Origin of the sequence: Paraburkholderia sp. J63, assembly GCF_905220245.1 — a bacterium.
GTDB lineage: Bacteria > Pseudomonadota > Gammaproteobacteria > Burkholderiales > Burkholderiaceae > Paraburkholderia.
On the sequence record NZ_CAJMZF010000019.1, the window covers coordinates 118,961 to 135,391 of the forward strand.

Genomic DNA, 16,431 nt, shown 5'->3' on the forward strand with positions numbered 1-16,431 from the left:
GTTCAGGAGTTCAGGAGGCAAGGCTGCGTCGGCGCAGGCGGTCGGCGACCGCGATCAGGATGGAGACGAAGACGAACAGGCAGGTCGAGACCGCCGCGATCACGGGCGAGATCTGCATCGTCACTTCGTCCCAGAACTGCTTCGGGAGCGTGGTGCTGAGACCGCCCGAGGTGAACAGCGCAATCGTCAGTTCATCGAACGATGTCGCGAACGCGAACAGGAACGACGACATCAATCCGGCGCCGAGAATCGGGAACGTCACGCGGCGCAGCGTCGTGAACGGCCGCGCGCCCAGGCTCTGGGCCGCGAGATCGAGACGCACGTCGTAATTGCGCAGCACCGCCATCATGGTGATCACGACATAGGGCACGGCCACCACGGTATGGGCGAGCACGAGGCCGAGCGACGAGCCAACGAGACCGATCTTCGCGTAGAAATAGAACACGCCCACGGCGAGAATCATGCGCGGCACGACGATGGGCGCGAGCACGAAAGCAAGGAACGCCGCGTTCCACTTGAGGCCGCCGCGCACGAGCAGGAATGCCGCCGGCGTGCCGATCGCCATCGAGAGCACGCCCGTGCCAATGCCCACGCCGAACGAACGCACGATCGCCTGCATCCAGAGCGGCGAATCCGCCACCTGCTGATACCACTGCAGCGAGAAGCCCTGCGGCGGCCACGTGAGTCCCGAAGCCGAATCGAAGGACAGCGGAATCATCAGAAACGCCGGCACGCTCAGGAACAGCAGCACGAGCCAGACGGTGGCGCGCAGCGAGCGCGGACTCGTGCCCGCGTTGCCGGCCTTGCGGCGACGCTTCGGCACGAGGCGCAGCGCGGCGTCGGTGGCCTTGCCCAGCGCGCTGAGAACGACGTCGCCAATCTTGCGGCTCCAGCCGCGCCCCGCTTGCGACGAGCCCGCGACAGCACTGCCGCCCGCCATCGTCGAGAGCCCGACCATGCGGTCGTAGACGACGAACACCACCAGCACGACCACCAGCAACAGCACCGAGATCGCGCCCGCGAAGCCCCAGTTGAGCGCCTGGAGCACCTGGTCGATGATCAGTTGCGTGATCATCGTCTCGCGCCGGCCGCCGAGCAGCGTCGGCGTAATGAAGAAGCCGATCGCCGTGACGAACACCATCAAGCCGGCGGACGCGACGCCCGGCAGCGAGAGCGGAAAGTAGATCTTCCAGAACACGGTGCCGGGCCGCGCGCCGAGCGTGGCCGCGGCGGTGGGCAGACGGCGGTCGATGTTCTCCATCACCGAGAGCATCGTGAGGATCGCGAGCGGCATGAGCGCGTGCACCATGCCGACGATCACGGCGGGCAGGTTGTAGAGCAGATTCAGCGGCGTGTCGATGATGCCGAGATGCATCAGCGTCCAGTTGATCACGCCGTTGCGGCCGAGCAGCACGACCCATGCGAAAGTGCGCACGAGAAAGCTGGTCCAGAACGACAGCAGCACCCAGTACAGCACTTTGGCCTTGCGATCGCGCGTGAGCGTCGAAATGAACAGGGCCACGGGATACGCGGCCAACACCGAAAAGCAGGTGGTCAGCAGCGAGATCTTCAGCGTGACCCAAAGCACCTCCAGATAGACCGACGAGGCGAACAGCCGCTGATATTCGACCAGCGTGAAGCCGCCTTTGCCATGGATGCTCAACAGGAGCAGTTGCCCGACCGGATAGATCAGGAACACCGCGAACAGGACCGCGATCGGCGCGACCATGGCCGCGATCTTCAACGCGCGGCGATGGCGGCGGCGTGTGCTTGCCGGCACGCGCTGCTGGCCCGGCGTGACAAGTACAGACTCATTCATGGCTCACCCCGCAATCGCCACCGCGTCCGCCGCCGACCAGCGCAGCCGCAGCGTCTGGCCGATTTCGTAGCGTTCGCCGAGACGGTTGGTCGGGAACGCCGCGACGATTTCCTCCACGCCCTGCGCCTGCGACTGCATATAGAGCTTCGTCATGCCGCCCGTGACCATGATGTCGGTGAGCTTCGCGCGCAGCGTTGCTCCGCTATCGGGCGCGTCCTGGCCGTCGGGCTCCACGCGCACGTTCTGCGGACGAATCATCACCTTGACGTTGCTGCCCGGCCGCACCAGAGCGTCGTACGCCATCGCGTGGCCGCGATCCGCGCCGCCGATGCCCACGCGCACCTGCTCGCCGTCGCGATGCGTCACGGTCGCGTCGAGCAGATTCGATTCGCCAAGAAAATCGGCAACGAACACGTTGACGGGCCGGAAGTACAAATCGGCCGGCGTGCCGAGCTGCGTGATCGAGCCGGCGTTCATGAGGCAGATGCGGTCGGACATCGTCATCGCCTCTTCCTGATCGTGCGTCACGTAGATGATCGTCGTGCCGAGATCGCGGTGAATGCGCTTGATTTCTAGCTGCATGTGATCGCGCAGCTTCTTGTCGAGCGCGCCGAGCGGCTCGTCCATCAGAATGATCGAGGGGCGATAGACCATGCAGCGCGCGAGCGCGACGCGCTGCTGCTGGCCGCCCGAAAGCTCGCGCGGGTAGCGCCCCGCGAGATGCGGCAGATGCACCATCTCCAGCGCCTCGGCCACCTTCTTGCGCGCCGTCGCGGCATCGGCCTTGCGCATCTGCAACGGAAAGGCGATGTTCTCCGCGACCGTCATGTGCGGAAACAGCGCGTAGTTCTGGAACACCATGCCGATGTCGCGCTCGTAGGGCGCGCCCCAGGTCACGTCGGTGCCGTTGATGCGGATGGTCCCTTCGTCGGGTTGCGCGAGTCCCGCGATCAGGCTCAGCAGCGTGGTTTTACCGGACCCGCTCGGGCCGAGCAGCGTGAGGAATTCCCCCTGCGCGACTTCGAGGTTCGTCGGGGCGAGCGCAACGAAATCGCCGTAGCGCTTGCAGAGCCCTTCGACATGCAGATTGCTGGCTGGCATGGATGTCACTCCTTGAAAATCGATGGCGGAATCAGGAGAGAATCCAGCTATTGAAGCGCTCCAGCGCCACGCTCTGGTTCTGCAGCCAGTAGCGCGCATCGATATGGAGGCCGCTCTTGATGTTCTCCGGATAAGTCGGGCAGTTCTTCGCGACGGCCGGTTTCACGAAATTAAAGGCTTCGGGCTGCGTGAGACCCGCCGGGAAATACTCGACGAGCTGCGCCTGACGCTTAGGATCGCTTGCGAACTTGATGAACTCGCGGCAGGCGTTTGCGTTCGGAGTTCCCTTCAGGATCGACCAGTTATCGCACCCCCAGATGTTCTGGTTCCAGCAGATCGCCACCGGCGCGCCGTTGGCCATCGCCGACTGCGCGCGCGAGGCCCACGTGGCGACCATCGCCACTTCGCCCGAGCCCAGCATCTGCTCGACCTGCGCGCCCGTGGTCCACCAGACGTCCACGTGCTTCGCGACCTTGTTGAGGCTGTCGAAGGCGCGGTCCAGATTGCACGGATAGACCTGCGAGGTGGGCACGCCCGAGGCCATCAGCGCCTGCTCGATCGTATCGAACGGATACTTGCGCATCGCGCGGCGGCCCGGAAAATCCTTGACGTTCCAGAGATCGGCCCACGAGCCCGGCGCCTTGCGGCCCTTGAACGCGTCGGTGCGGTACGCGAGCACGGTCGAATAGACGTTGGTGCCCACGCCGAACGGCGACATGTATTGCGGCGGAATCTTCGCGATCGTCGGGTCCGATTCGAGGCCGTGGCGTTCGAGATATTCCTTGCCGCCCGAGGTGAGCATCAGGATCGCGGGCTGGCTGATCTTGGCCATGTCCCAGGTGTAGCTGCCGGCCTCCACCATGCTCTTGATCTGCGCGGTGGGTTCCGCGTTCGCCTGCACGCCAATCACCTCGATGCCCGTGGCCTTCGTGAACGGCCCGTAGTACACGGCGCCATAGGCCTTCGTATAGATGCCGCCGTCGTCGCGCACGACGATGCGCTTGTTCGCGGCGCGCGAGGGCGTCCAGACGAACGGGAACGCGGTGGCGGCCGCCCCGACGGCGGCGGCCTTCAGGACGCTGCGGCGCGAAGGATTCTGAACGGCGGGAATTTCGGAGTGCTTCGGTTTCATCGTGGTCTCCAGGTTTTCCGGATGGCGTATCAAATGCGCCGGATTTCCACTTGTACGAAATCGCTCGGGCGCGTGGTGGTTGTGACTGCGGCTCAGGGAACGACGCAGGGAACGAGGCGCCCGGGATTCATCAGATTGCCCGGGTCCAGTGCCTGCTTGACGGCGCGCATCATCGCGAGCTCGACCGGCGACTTGTAGTGCGACATCTCCGGCAAGCCGGTTTGCCCGATCCCGTGCTCGGCGCTGAACGTGCCGCCCAGCCGGTGCGCAACGTCGTTCACGGCGCGCCGCAATGCCGACGCTGTCGATGCCGCATCGGCCAGGCCTTGCCACGCATCGAACGTGAACATCGGAATGAAATGCACATTGCCGTCGCCCATGTGGCCGACGATGACGACGTCGATATCGGGCGCGATATCACGCACGGCGCGCGTGGCGTCTTCGATGAACGCGGGCACGGCCGATACCGGGACCGCGCAATCGGTCGTGAGGCCCACGCCCGCGCCCTTGTTCGCCTCCGTCACGCTGTGGCGGACCTCCCATAGCGCAGCGCGCTGCGTATCGCTGGCCGCGACCACCGCGTCGTGCACGAGCCCTGCGCCGATGGCCTCCTCCAGCGTCTGCTGAAGCTGCTCATTCAGTTGCGCACCATCGCGCGTATCCGAGAACTCGACCAGCACGTGCCACGCGTGGCGCTGCGCGAGCGGATTGCGGCGCAGCGGAACACGCTCGACCACGAGCTGAAGCTGTCGCTCGTTCATCAATTCGTAGGCCGAAATATAGGCGCCGCAGCGTTGCTGGAACAGCCCGAGCACGCGCAGCGCGGCTTCGGGATCGACAGGCGCGAACCATGCGAGCGCGTGATGCGCGGGCAAGGCATGGAGCTTGAGCGTGGCCGCCGTGATGATGCCGAGCGTCCCCTCGGCGCCCACGAACAACTGCTTCAGATCGATCCCGGTGTTGTCCTTGCGCAGCCCCCGCAGGCCGTTCCAGATGCTGCCGTCGGCGAGCACGACTTCGAGCCCGAGCACGTTCTCGCGCGTATTGCCGTACCGCAGCACGCCGGTGCCGCCCGCGTTCGTGGAGAGCGTGCCGCCGATCTGGCACGAGCCTTCGGCGCCCAGGCTGACCGGATACAGGCATTGCACCTCGGCCGCCGCCTCCTGCACGAACTTCAGCACGCACCCCGCTTCCACCTCGATCGAGCGGTTGACCGCATCCACATGACGAATGCGCCGCATGCGGGCGAGGCTCACGATGACGGGCGCCGGGCCGTCGGCATCGGGCACCGCGCCGCCGCACAAACTCGTATTGCCGCCTTGCGGCAGGAGCGGCACGCCAAGCGCCGCGCACTGGCGCACGACGAGCGCCACCTCTTCAACGCTGGCCGGCTGCACGACGCACAGCGCCCGCCCTTTGTACCGTCCGCGAAAATCTTCGACGAAGCCGGCCATATCCGTCTTGCCGGCCAGCACCGCATGGTGGCCGAGCGCCGATCGCAGCGATGCGATCAATGCGGGGGCGTCGATCATCTGAGGTCTCCATGTTGGGGTTGCACCGTCGTCAGCTTTCGCTACGGGGCATGGAGCCAAGAATAGAGAGACAAATATCGCAATGGAATTTAAATAATCGAAATACGATTGTTTTGTGCGAGATTTTTGTTTATTCGTTATTAATCAATAGGTTGTGCGTCGAAATTTTACGGCGCGCGGATGCCGGGCGGTCGTGCGTACTGCAAAAACGCACTCACCACACGCGAGCGCTCGTGCCGGCGATACAGCAACGCGATCTCCGATGGAACCGGCTTGCCCGCCAGCGGACGGTAGATCACGCCGGGCAGCGCAACGCAATCGCACAGCGTCCCTGGCACGATGGCGACCGTGCCGCCGAGCGAAACGCTCGCGAGCACCGCAACGAGCGGGCCGGGCCGCTGCACGATCAGCGGAGAAAAACGGCCGCGCCGCGCGACCTCCATCGTGCCGAATTCCTGCTCGGGCACCACGAACTGCGCGTCGTGCAGTTGCTTCGGCGCGATCGCGCTCAGCGCGGCAAGCGGGGAATCCTCCGGCAGCGCGACCACGAACTCGTCCCGATGCACGCGCGTGGCCTGCAGCCCTTCCGGATACGCCATCGGCGGCCTCACATAGGCGGCGTCGAGCTGCCGGTCGACGAGCCGCATCGGGATCTCGTCCATCGGAACCTCCTGCAACTGGACCTCGATACGTGGATGCAGGCGCCGGAATTCCGTCACGGTCTTGCGCATCACCCCGGCATACGCCGCCGACGCCACGTAGCCGACCCGCACCTGCCCCAATTGCCCGCGCTCGGCGAGCACGCCTGACTCGCGGGCTTGTTCGAGTTGCGCCAGCGCCGCGGCGGCTTGCGGAATATAGGCCTCGCCCGCAGCGGTCAGCGAGACGGAGCGCCGGGTCCGGTGAAACAGCCGGAATTGCAGCAGGCGCTCGGCGTCTTGGATCTGCTTCGTCAGCGAGGGCGGCGCGAGTTCCAGATCGTCGGCGGCGCGCGCGAAATGCAGACGCCTCGCGACGGCGAGAATGCAGCGCAGGTGACGCAATTCGAGTTCCACGTTTATTCATCCTCAAGTGAATAAATGTGATTTTATCGGCTATCGATCGGCAACAAGAGCAGCGCTAAGATGGCGTCCGTCTTTACGCTGGAACGCACGCTCATGTCGAACGAAGCAGGTATTAACGCAATCGCCGCAACCGGGTCCGTCGCGCCGCCGCGCGGCGCCGGAGCCGTGCTCGCGACGGCCTCCGCCACCTGCGCGCTGATCGTGCTCGACACGAATATCGTCGCGGTGTCGCTGCCCTCGATCGCCCGCTCATTTCACGCGGGATTCGCCGATGTCGAATGGGTCGTCAGCGCGTACATGGTGTCGTTCGCATCGTGCCTGCTGCCGATGGGCGGGCTCGCCGATCGCTACGGCCGGAAGAACACGATGCTGCTCGGCCTGCTCATGTTCGCGCTGGCATCGCTCGGCTGCGGGCTCGCACCGAACGTCACGTTCCTCAACGTCTCTCGCGTCGCGAAGGGCTTCGGTGCGGCGATGCTGCTGACCTCGGCGCTGGCCGTGATCGCGCACGCGTTCCCCGCGCCGCGCGAGCGAGCACGAGCCTGGGCGATCTGGGGGATGACGATGGGCATCGCGACCACGATCGCGCCGCTCGTCGGCGGCCTCGTCACCCAGTGGATCGGCTGGCGCTGGATCTTCCTGCTGAACCTGCCCGTGTGCGCGGCGCTGATCGTCTGCACCCGGCGCGTGGTGACCGACTCGCGCAATCCGCAGGCGGGACGCAGCGACTTTGCGGGGAGCCTGTGCTTCGGCGTCGGGCTCGCGAGCGGCATCTGGGCGTTGATCGGCGCCCAGGACGCGGGCTGGCGCAGCGCGGCCACCGAAGCGCGCTTTACCGCGTGCGTATTGCTGCTCGCCGGTTTCGTCGCGATCGAACGGCGTATCGCGCATGCGGTCATCGACCTCGCACTGTTCAGGCAGGCGCGCTTCGTTGCGGCCGTGCTCGGGATGTTCGGCTACGCCGCCTGCGCCCAGGTGATGATGACCTTCCTGCCGCTCTATCTGCAGAATGCGTTCGAGTGGACGCCCCTACACGCGGGGGCCGGCATGCTTCCGTTCGCGCTGGCGATGGTCGTCGGTCGCTGGGTGGGCGCGCGCATCGCGCCGCACGCGACGGGCCCGACGTCGATGCTGTCCATCGGGCTTGTGCTGGTGGGCGCCGGCAATCTGCTGACCGCCGTGGCCGCGCAAGCGGGCGAGTACGGCTCGGTGGCGTTCGGGATGATCGTCACGGGCCTGGGCGCGGGCGTGCTCAACGGCGACACGCAGAAGGCGATCATGGCCTGCGTTGCGCCCCATCGAACCGGGATGGCGTCCGGCATCAGCACGACCACGCGCTTCACGGCGATCGTCACCTCCATCGGCGTGCTCGGCGCCGTGCTCGCGTCGCGCGCCCGATCCGCGATCGACGCGGCAATGCCCTGCCATGCCGCAGGCAAGGCCTGCGTGGACGCGCCATTCATGTCGGACCTGCTTGCCGGTGACATCGGCCACGCGCTCGCGCGTCTCGCGCCCGAATTGCAGCCCGTGATGCGATCGATCGCGCCAGCCGGTTTCGCGAGCGGGTTTGCCTCGGCGCTCAGCGTTGCCGGCGTGCTGGCGCTCGTGATCGCGGTCGCGATCTGGCTGCTCGCCAGACGGCGTTGCCCCGCATGACGCGCGATGCGGGGCAACGCTAAACCCGACGCCCTGCGCGCGGCGCCTTATCGAGGGAACGCCACGGATAGTCGAGCGCGCCGCGGCTTCATGTGCCGTGCGCGGACGTCGAATCGCCGCTGTCCGGTCCGGTCGTCGGCCTCGTATCTGTCATCTGTCAAACCGCTTCGACCGAGTCGTCGCGCACCGGAAACCAGCCCGGGGTCGTCTTGATCACGTGCCAGAGCTTGTCAGGAATCCGAAGCTCGGCGGGCTGCCTCGACATATCCAGTGCGACGTCGATATGCGCGTCGCGTCCCGAGCGGCCCAGCTCGACCCAGTCCGGCGTCATGGCCAGGCCCCGCCCCACGGCCACGAGCGGCAGCCCCAGCGCCAGCGCCTTGCGGGCCTCCTCCGGCGTGCGGATCTCACCCGCCGCGATCAGCGGCACGCGATGCCCCACGCACTCGACGATCTGCTCGATGGTGGTCCGCTCGCCCGCATAGTCCTGCGGCTTGTTCTCGAGCAGTTTGTAGAGCGAGACGTGCAGATAATCGATGCCGCCCGCGATCAGGCGGTCGATGAGCGCACAGGCATCGCCCAGGCGCAGCGCGCCTGCACCGGGCTCTTCCGGGGAAAGACGGTAGCCCACGAGGAAGGGACGTTCGGCATGAGCGGCAACGACGCGCCTGACCTCCCGCACCACGGCCAGCGGAAAGCGCATCCGGTTTTCGGGCGAGCCGCCCCATTGGTCGGTGCGCTGGTTGTACAGCGGCGAGAGGAAGTTCTGGAGCAGGAAGCCGTGCGCGCCGTGGAGTTCGACGCCGTCGAAGCCCGCCGCGATCGCGCGCCGCGTGGCTTCGCCAAACGCGCGGACCATGTCGAGGATTTCGTCGTGGCCGAGCGCGCGGCTCTTGAGCTGTCCGTCGTTGAACGGGCCGGGCGGCGCCTTGGTTGCGCTGGCGCTCACCAGCTCGCCACCGGGAATCAGGGCGGGCACGGCCTTGTTTCCGGCGTGAAAGATCTGCAGCACGGCGGGCGCGCCCGCACTTTTGGCGGCCTGCGCCAGCCTGCTCAAGCCGGCAATGAAGCGGTCGTCGTAAGCCGCGAACTCATGCGTGAAGCCCACGCCGTTTTCCGTCACGTGCGTGCAGCCGGTCAGCACGAGGCCGACGCCGCCGGCACGGGCGCGATACCACGCCAGCTCCTGGTCGGAAACGGTTTCATCGGCGTTGGACGACCAGGTGGTCATGGGCGCCATGACCACGCGGTTGCGCAGCACCATGCCGTTGGCAAGCGAAAACGGCTCGAAAAGGATATCTTCGGTCTGGATCATCTGGACTACTTACATAAAATAAGGCTTGTCGCCATCGGTATTCGGCTTGTTCACGCCCAGGCTCTCGCCGCTATGCAACCGCGGCGACTCGATGATCTTCGCAATCAGGTCGGCCACGCTCCGGCGCGAGACCACGGTGCCCTTGAAGGGCTCGTGGCGCGCGGTCAGCTCGTAGTCGATCTCGTCCTCGTCGGTGAGCCACGCGGGGCGCACGATGGTGTAGTCGAGGCCCGATGCCTCGATAACTTCGGCGGCGCGCGCAAAGGGCTTGAGATCCTCGCCGATGGTGGCGTGGTTCCACTCGCCGAACTTGCCCGGCACTTCGTCGTAAATACCCAGCGAGAGCACGAAAACCAGGCGCTTGACGCCGGCCGCGCGCATGGCAGCGACCACGCTGCGGGCCTGCGCGTCGATATCGTCGCCCGTCAGGTTCGCATAGACGAGATCCTTGCCCGACATCGCCTGCGCGAGGAGTTTCTTGTCGAGCGCACTGCCGATCATGAGGTTCGAATTGGCGGGCTCCTTGCCCGAGATCTTCTTGGGGTTGCGCAGCAGCAGCGTCATCGCGATGTCGCCGCGTTGCGCGAGGGCGGGAATCACCCATTGCGCGATCTGCCCGCTGGCGCCGAGTATCAGTACGTGTTTCATGGTTTATTCAGGTATCCGATTTAATTGCGTGATACATCGGCCCTGCCGGTACAGCCATCGCACCAGCGGCCGCCTGAACGATTACAGGTGCTCCTTGAAGAACGGCACCACCTTGGCGAGCGCGAGCGCCACGGGCTCGGGCTTGTCATAGAGGTCGTAGTGCGACCAGCCTTCGGCCACCACGATGTGCTTGTCCTTCGACGCCGCGCGGCCATAGATCTCCCAGCCGTCGCGGTACGCGCCGAAAGCGCCGGGCTTGTCGCCAATCACGATCATGAGCGGCTGCGTGAGCAGCACTTCGGCTTGCAGAAAGGCATCCCAGCCCATGGCCGCACTGTTGAACGAGAACAGCCCGCTGGTGGCCCCATGGGGCTGCTGGCCGCGAGGCGTCTTGTAGTATTCCGTGGCCTCCAGCACGTCGATATCGGTCATGCCGTTCTTCTTGCCTTCTTCCACCGAGGGCGGCAGATAGTTGATGACGTTGCGCGGCGCGCCCTTCGCCTCAGCGGTGCGCTGCTTGCCCATGGCCTCCAGCGCGCCCACGGGGTCGAAGTTGCTGAAGCCTTCGCGAATCAGCCGGCCGAAGTTGACGCCGGTGATCGACGTCAGGGCCTTGATGCGGTGGTCGGTCATGGCCGCGTGAATCGTGTAGGCACCCCCGCCGCACACGCCGATCGCGCCGATGCGGTTTTCGTCGACATAAGGCAGCGTCACCAGATAGTCGATCGCAAAGCGGATATCGGAAACGCGGATCGCCGGATCTTCGATAAAGCGCGGCTCGCCGCCGCTGGCGCCCTGAAAGCTCGCGTCGAACGCAATGACGACGAAGCCTTCCTTCGCAAGCGCGGCGGCGTATACATTGCCGGAGGTCTGCTCCTTGCAGCTGCCGATCGGATGCGTGCTCACGATCGCGGGGTACTTCTTCGTCTCGTCGAAGTTCGGCGGCAGATAGATATCGGCGGCCGAATCCCAACCGAGATTTTTGTAGGTGACGGTTCTGATGTTGCTCGTGGTCATGACAAATTCCTTGGCGTTGATCTGGGCCCGGCACAGGCCGGGCCCGATGGACGCAATGTGTTCGGGCGCGGCTGCCCGGCTGGCGCTTACTTCAGCGTGCGCTGGAAGAACGGCGCGAGCACCGATACTGCTTCGTCCACGTACTGGGGCACGTCGTAGAGCGACATATGGTTCGCCCCCTCGACCACATGGAATTGCTTGTCCTTGCTGGCGGCGCGCGCGAACAGGTCGTCGCTCATCCACTTGCTGCCGGCGACGCTGCCCGCCACGATCTGCAGCGGCTGCGTCAGGAACGCCTCGGCCTTGTTATAGGCGTCGTAGGTGATGATCTGGTTGAGGCTGCGCGCGGTCATGTAGCCGGGCGCGTTCGGGTGCTCGCATCGCGGCGTGTGATAGTACTCCCAGGCTTCTTCGAGTTCCTTGTTCGGCGCATCTTCCTTGCGCAGCGGCGCGAGCGGCAGCGTGGCGAGCTCCGCCTTCGAGGCGTCGCTGGTGCGCGCCTGCGAGCCGGCTTCGATCAGGGCCATCGCATCCGCGTCCTTGACCGTGTTTTCCCAGCCGTTGCGGAACATCTGACCAATGTTCACGGCGCTCACCGTGCCCACCGCCTTGATGCGGCGGTCGTTGATCGCCGCATTCGCGGTATAGCCGCCGCCCGCGCAGATGCCCATTGCGCCGATCTTCTGCGCATCCACATACGGCAGCGTCGTCAGATAGTCGATCACGGCGCTGATGTCCTCGGTACGGATGTACGGATTCTCGAGCTGGCGCGGCTCGCCCGTGCTTTCGCCTTGATACGAGGCGTCGAACGCGATGGCGATCAGGCCGTTTTCCGCCAGCTTCTTTGCATACAACCCGGCGGTCTGCTCCTTCACGCCGCCGCCCGGATGCGCGACCACTACGGCCGCGTACTTGCGGCTTGCGTCGAAGCCCTCCGGAAGGTTGAGGATGGCGGCCGTCGTCACGCCCTGGCCGTTGAGGTTCTTGAAACTGACTTTCTGCATGATCGGTTGCTCCTGAGTGGGTGGGTTCTCTGCTGCGATGGGTTCCATCATAGGCGGCCCTTTACATAGAAAAAATGCGCTTTCAGAGACATCAGCGTTAAGCTAGACTTGACAATATGCCGATGGATTCGTCGCTCCTTCCCGCCCTCGCCTCGTTCGTGAACATTGCCCGTTACCGCAGCTTCACCAAGGCTGCAACGGAAATGGAGGTGTCGCGCGCGGCCCTCTCGCAACAGCTCAAGACGCTCGAGCAGCATCTCAACGTGCGCCTGCTGCATCGCACGACGCGCGACATGTCGCTCACGGAAGAAGGCCAGCGCCTGTTCGACGCCCTGCAGCCGGCGCTCGCGACCATCGAGCGGGCGGTGGCCGAACTCGGCGAAGCCCATGCCGAGCCCGTCGGGCAGATCCGCCTCAGCACTTCGCGCGTCGCGGCGCGCTTGCTGCTGGAGCCGCACCTGGCCGACTTCCTCATGCGCCATCCCAGGTTGCGGCTCGAGCTCGTGATGAACGACGGGTTCTCGAACATCGTGGCCGAGGGCCTGGACGCGGGCATACGTCTTGGCGAGAGCCTCGACGAACACATGGTCGCGGTGCCCGTGACGCCGATGCTGGAGATGGCCATCGTGGGCTCGCCGGCCTACTTCGCGCGCCACGGCGTGCCGGAAACGCCCGCCGACCTCATGCGCCACAACTGCCTGTCCTACCGCTTCACATCGAGCGGCACGATCGACCGCTGGACCTTCACCGCACCGGGCACCGAGGCGCAAACCGTCGTGTTCGAGCCCCAGGGCAACGCCGTCTTCAACGACGACGACAGCATGCTGTGCGCCGCCGTTCAGGGCGTGGGGCTCGTGCAACACATCGATCTGTGCGTGCGTCATCATCTGGCCGACGGCTCGCTCGTGCGCGTGCTGCGCCCCTGGTGCAGGCCTTTTCCCGGCTTTTACCTCTATGTGCTCTCGCGCGCGCAGATGCCGGCGAAGATACGGGCGCTGATGGATTTCCTGATCGAGCAGCGCGCGCAGCTCGAGCGCGAGGCTCAAAAGCTCCGGCACGTTTAGATCAGGGACGATTTCGGCCAACCACCACGCCGCGCCACCTGGGCATGACTCTGAAGCCGCACCCGTTCACCTCCCCATTCAGGTTCGCGAGACGTATCCGCCCAGCCGCGTCACGACGCCAGCGATTAGAACGAACATATGTTAGATTGAGCCGGGAGGGAGAAGCAACCTGAAAAAGCCACGCGACACGTGGCCGGCTGCACCATCCGGGTCCGCCGCCGGACAGCGGTTCGCTCGCCGCGGGACACCCAGCGGGCGGTGTCAAGAATGGACCCGCTTGAACTTCGGAGATCGATGCATGAATGAACTGTCGGGCCAGATCGCGCTGGTGACAGGCGCTGCACGCGGTATCGGCAAGGCCATCGCGACGCGTCTCGCGCAGGACGGCGCACACGTGGTATTGGCAGATATCGCCGCCGACGCGGTCCGCGAAACCGCGTCGGCCATTGAAACGCTCGGCGGTAAAACCAGCGCCGTCCAGCTGGACGTCACCGATGCCGGACAGGTACACGCTCTGGTGGACGAACTGCTGCGCAAGTTCGGCAAACTGGAAGTGCTGGTCAACAACGCGGGGAGCGGAAAATCCACGCCGTTCCTCGAGACCACGCAAGCGGACCTCGCCTCCCAAATGGCGCTGAACTTCGGCGCCGCCTTCACGTGCGCGCAAGCGAGCGCCACGGCGATGCGCGAAGCGGGTTATGGGCGCATCGTTTTCATCACGTCGGTGACGGGGCTCGCCGGCCCAGTCAACCTGTCCGCGTACGGTTCCATGAAAGCCGGGCAGATGGGGTTGATCCGCGCCATGGCACTGGAGCTCGCGGAATTCGGCATCACCGCGAATGCCGTCGCGCCGGGTCCGATCGACACCGAACTGCTGCGCTCGGCATGGCCGGAAGATAGGGTGGCTGAAGCTGCCGACAGAATCCCCGCACAACGCATTGGCAAGCCCGAAGAAGTCGCTCACGCGGTCAGTTTTCTGGTTTCCCCGGGCGCGGCGTTCATCAATGGCATCACGCTGCCTGTCGATGGCGGATTCACGGCAGCGGGCGGGTACATGGCGGAGGTCTCCCGGCAGCGCCGGTCCCGGCGGCCATGATTGCCCGCAAAGTCGCGGCGGCACCGCAAACGCGCCGGTGCTCCGGCGAACGTTTTCACCGTGTCGATGCGTGCGTGCGCCAAAGTACGGAACGCTCCCATCGCATACGTTGCACCGACCGACATTGGCGAGTCCAATACTTCTGCTATTGACCCAACCCATCTGAAATCCCGCATGCGATACGAAGATTTTGAGTTCCTCCGGTTCGACCCTCAGCCCGACGGCGTGATGCTCGTCACGCTCAACCGCCCCGAGGTCATGAATGCCACCAACAACCGGATGCATTGGGAGCTGACCCAGCTCTGGGGGGTGGTCAACGACGATCCCAGGGTCAAGGCGGTCGTGGTCACGGGCGCGGGCGATCGCGCGTTCTCCGCGGGCGGCGACCTGTCCGTGGTAGAGGAAATGGCCAACAGCCACGAGGCCACGATGCGCGTGATGAAAGAGGCGTCCGACATCGTCTACAACATGCTGGCCTGCGATAAACCCATCATCTCCGCGATCAACGGCACGGCCGTGGGTGCGGGCCTCGCGGTGGCGCTGCTCGCGGACGTGAGCGTAATGGCCGAAGACGCCCGCCTGACCGACGGACATACGCGCCTCGGCGTTTCCGCGGGCGACCACGCCGCGATCGTCTGGCCGCTGCTGTGCGGCATGGCCAAGGCGAAGTACTACCTGATGACGGCCGATTTCGTCGATGGCAAGCAAGCGGAGCGCATCGGCCTCGTGACTTTTTGCGCACCGCGCGACGAGGTCCTGCAAAAGTCGCTCGCCATCGCCGCCAATCTCGCGCGCGGCAGCCAGGCCGCGATCCGCGCGACCAAGAAGTCGCTCAACAACTGGATGCGCATGGCCGGGCCGATTTTCGACAACTCGCTCGCCACGGAGATGCTGTGTTTCCTGGGCCCGGACGTCAAGGAAGGACTGGCCGCGCTGCGCGAGAAGCGCCAGGCGGATTTTCCGTCCGCCCGTCTGCCGCAGTAGCGCCGCGGTTGCGCATGGCGCCGGGCGGCGCCTTGATGTCCGCCTCTCTGTACGCCCCTCAACCTAACTAATAGTAGTTAATCATGAGACAACTGACCCTGCTGCTCGATGGCATGACGCACACCGAAGGCGCGCGCTGGCACGACGAACGCTTCTGGTTCAGCGATCTGTACTCCGAACGAGTGTGCTCGATCCGCGAGGACGGCAGCGACCTGCGCACGGAGATGGCGGTCCCGCAGTGCCCTTCCGGTATCGGCTGGCTGCCCGATGGACGCCTGCTCGCCGTGTCCATGCACGACCGCAAGCTGCTGCGCCGCGAGCACGACGGTGCCGTGGTCACGCATGCCGATCTGTACCCGCATCTGGAATTCGAGCCCAACGACATGGTCGTGGACGCGCAGGGCCGCGCATGGGTCGGCAACCTCGGCTTCGACGTCATGAAGCTCGCGCCGCGCCGTCCGGGCCGCCTCGCGCGCGTCGACGCCGATGGATCGGTCACGATGGTCAGCGAGCCGCTGCATTTCCCCAACGGCTCGACCGTCATCGGCAACCGCACGCTCGTGGTGGCCGAGTCGTTCGGCAATCGCCTCTCCGCGTTCGACATCGAGGCCGACGGTTCGCTCTCGGCGCGCCGCGACTGGGCCAGCTTCGGCGCGGTGCCGCAGAACGACGACGTCATGGCGTCCATGGCCGAAATCGCCGTGGCCGCGGACGGCATCTCGCAGGTCGATGCCGAAGGCGCGATCTGGGTCGCCGACTTCACGAAGGCGCGCGTGCTGCGCGTGGCGCCGGGCGGCCGCATTCTCGAAGAGATCGAGACCGGAGAGCGCAACTGCTACGCCTGCGCCCTCGGCGGCGCGGACGGACGCACGCTGTTCCTCTGCGTCACGCCCGCCGATTTCAATCCCGAGGTGCGCCGCGCCAACCCGCTGAGCGCCGTGCTCTCGACTCGGGTCGACGTTGCGCTCGCCTGAGCGCCTTGTCATTTCACTGGAGGTT

The 16,431-nt window shown here is 65.5% G+C and carries 14 protein-coding genes; 5 read left to right on the forward strand and 9 right to left on the reverse strand.

The window, feature by feature from the left end; translation table 11 throughout:
• Nucleotides 1-10: 10 nt before the first annotated feature.
• The 5 genes from U5775_RS21150 to U5775_RS21170 form a co-directional block, all read right to left on the reverse strand.
• Nucleotides 11-1,729 carry an ABC transporter permease subunit gene (locus tag U5775_RS21150; protein WP_322060066.1) on the reverse strand — a complete coding sequence of 573 codons (1,719 nt, stop codon included), beginning with the start codon at nucleotides 1,727-1,729 and terminating at the stop codon, nucleotides 11-13.
• Nucleotides 1,730-1,822: 93 nt separating this feature from the next.
• On the reverse strand, nucleotides 1,823-2,920 hold the full coding sequence (locus U5775_RS21155; RefSeq protein ID WP_322060035.1) for an ABC transporter ATP-binding protein: 1,098 nt from the start codon (nucleotides 2,918-2,920) through the stop codon (nucleotides 1,823-1,825).
• A 31-nt stretch (nucleotides 2,921-2,951) separates the two neighbouring features.
• On the reverse strand, nucleotides 2,952-4,052 hold the full coding sequence (locus U5775_RS21160) for an ABC transporter substrate-binding protein (protein ID WP_322060036.1): 1,101 nt from the start codon (nucleotides 4,050-4,052) through the stop codon (nucleotides 2,952-2,954).
• A 92-nt stretch (nucleotides 4,053-4,144) separates the two neighbouring features.
• Complete coding sequence (locus U5775_RS21165; protein ID WP_322060037.1) at nucleotides 4,145-5,584, reverse strand: FAD-binding oxidoreductase; 1,440 nt, start codon at nucleotides 5,582-5,584, stop codon at nucleotides 4,145-4,147.
• Between the two features lie 167 nt (nucleotides 5,585-5,751).
• Nucleotides 5,752-6,639, reverse strand: a complete 888-nt coding sequence (locus U5775_RS21170) for a LysR family transcriptional regulator (protein ID WP_322060038.1) — start codon at nucleotides 6,637-6,639, stop codon at nucleotides 5,752-5,754.
• Between the two features lie 69 nt (nucleotides 6,640-6,708).
• Here U5775_RS21170 and U5775_RS21175 point away from each other — a divergent pair, with 69 nt between their 5' ends.
• Complete coding sequence (locus tag U5775_RS21175) at nucleotides 6,709-8,304, forward strand: MFS transporter (RefSeq protein ID WP_322060039.1); 1,596 nt, start codon at nucleotides 6,709-6,711, stop codon at nucleotides 8,302-8,304.
• A 157-nt stretch (nucleotides 8,305-8,461) separates the two neighbouring features.
• Here U5775_RS21175 and U5775_RS21180 read toward each other — a convergent pair whose 3' ends face one another.
• From U5775_RS21180 to U5775_RS21195, 4 genes are all read right to left on the reverse strand, one after another.
• Nucleotides 8,462-9,619 (reverse strand): NADH-dependent flavin oxidoreductase, encoded by a 1,158-nt coding sequence (locus U5775_RS21180; RefSeq protein ID WP_322060040.1) that lies wholly within the window; start codon nucleotides 9,617-9,619, stop codon nucleotides 8,462-8,464.
• A gap of 9 nt (nucleotides 9,620-9,628) precedes the next feature.
• Nucleotides 9,629-10,267: an SDR family oxidoreductase gene (locus U5775_RS21185; protein WP_322060041.1), complete on the reverse strand. Its 639-nt coding sequence runs from the start codon at nucleotides 10,265-10,267 to the stop codon at nucleotides 9,629-9,631.
• Between the two features lie 81 nt (nucleotides 10,268-10,348).
• A complete protein-coding gene (locus U5775_RS21190; protein WP_322060042.1) occupies nucleotides 10,349-11,284 on the reverse strand; it encodes an alpha/beta hydrolase in 936 nt (311 codons plus the stop codon).
• Nucleotides 11,285-11,370: 86 nt separating this feature from the next.
• Nucleotides 11,371-12,288 (reverse strand): alpha/beta hydrolase, encoded by a 918-nt coding sequence (locus U5775_RS21195; protein ID WP_322060043.1) that lies wholly within the window; start codon nucleotides 12,286-12,288, stop codon nucleotides 11,371-11,373.
• 122 nt (nucleotides 12,289-12,410) lie between these two features.
• Between U5775_RS21195 and U5775_RS21200 the strand changes: the two genes are divergently transcribed.
• The 4 genes from U5775_RS21200 to U5775_RS21215 all read left to right on the forward strand — a co-directional run bounded on the left by U5775_RS21200 (nucleotide 12,411) and on the right by U5775_RS21215 (nucleotide 16,406).
• Nucleotides 12,411-13,352 (forward strand): LysR family transcriptional regulator, encoded by a 942-nt coding sequence (locus U5775_RS21200; protein ID WP_322060044.1) that lies wholly within the window; start codon nucleotides 12,411-12,413, stop codon nucleotides 13,350-13,352.
• A 298-nt stretch (nucleotides 13,353-13,650) separates the two neighbouring features.
• Complete coding sequence (locus U5775_RS21205; RefSeq protein ID WP_322060045.1) at nucleotides 13,651-14,448, forward strand: SDR family NAD(P)-dependent oxidoreductase; 798 nt, start codon at nucleotides 13,651-13,653, stop codon at nucleotides 14,446-14,448.
• A gap of 174 nt (nucleotides 14,449-14,622) precedes the next feature.
• On the forward strand, nucleotides 14,623-15,432 hold the full coding sequence (locus tag U5775_RS21210) for an enoyl-CoA hydratase/isomerase family protein (protein WP_322060046.1): 810 nt from the start codon (nucleotides 14,623-14,625) through the stop codon (nucleotides 15,430-15,432).
• Nucleotides 15,433-15,515: 83 nt separating this feature from the next.
• A complete protein-coding gene (locus U5775_RS21215; RefSeq protein ID WP_322060047.1) occupies nucleotides 15,516-16,406 on the forward strand; it encodes an SMP-30/gluconolactonase/LRE family protein in 891 nt (296 codons plus the stop codon).
• Nucleotides 16,407-16,431: the final 25 nt, after the last annotated feature.

Coding starts and splice junctions, on each gene's coding strand:
- U5775_RS21150 (WP_322060066.1), bottom strand. CDS start 1,729: ATGGTCGCGCCGATCGCGGTCCTGTTCGCGGTGTTCCTGATCTATCCG.
- U5775_RS21175 (WP_322060039.1), top strand. CDS start 6,709: ATGGCGTCCGTCTTTACGCTGGAACGCACGCTCATGTCGAACGAAGCA.
- U5775_RS21160 (WP_322060036.1), bottom strand. CDS start 4,052: ATGAAACCGAAGCACTCCGAAATTCCCGCCGTTCAGAATCCTTCGCGC.
- U5775_RS21215 (WP_322060047.1), top strand. CDS start 15,516: ATGAGACAACTGACCCTGCTGCTCGATGGCATGACGCACACCGAAGGC.
- U5775_RS21155 (WP_322060035.1), bottom strand. CDS start 2,920: ATGCCAGCCAGCAATCTGCATGTCGAAGGGCTCTGCAAGCGCTACGGC.
- U5775_RS21190 (WP_322060042.1), bottom strand. CDS start 11,284: ATGACCACGAGCAACATCAGAACCGTCACCTACAAAAATCTCGGTTGG.
- U5775_RS21165 (WP_322060037.1), bottom strand. CDS start 5,584: ATGATCGACGCCCCCGCATTGATCGCATCGCTGCGATCGGCGCTCGGC.
- U5775_RS21200 (WP_322060044.1), top strand. CDS start 12,411: ATGGATTCGTCGCTCCTTCCCGCCCTCGCCTCGTTCGTGAACATTGCC.
- U5775_RS21205 (WP_322060045.1), top strand. CDS start 13,651: ATGAATGAACTGTCGGGCCAGATCGCGCTGGTGACAGGCGCTGCACGC.
- U5775_RS21180 (WP_322060040.1), bottom strand. CDS start 9,619: ATGATCCAGACCGAAGATATCCTTTTCGAGCCGTTTTCGCTTGCCAAC.
- U5775_RS21185 (WP_322060041.1), bottom strand. CDS start 10,267: ATGAAACACGTACTGATACTCGGCGCCAGCGGGCAGATCGCGCAATGG.
- U5775_RS21210 (WP_322060046.1), top strand. CDS start 14,623: ATGCGATACGAAGATTTTGAGTTCCTCCGGTTCGACCCTCAGCCCGAC.
- U5775_RS21195 (WP_322060043.1), bottom strand. CDS start 12,288: ATGCAGAAAGTCAGTTTCAAGAACCTCAACGGCCAGGGCGTGACGACG.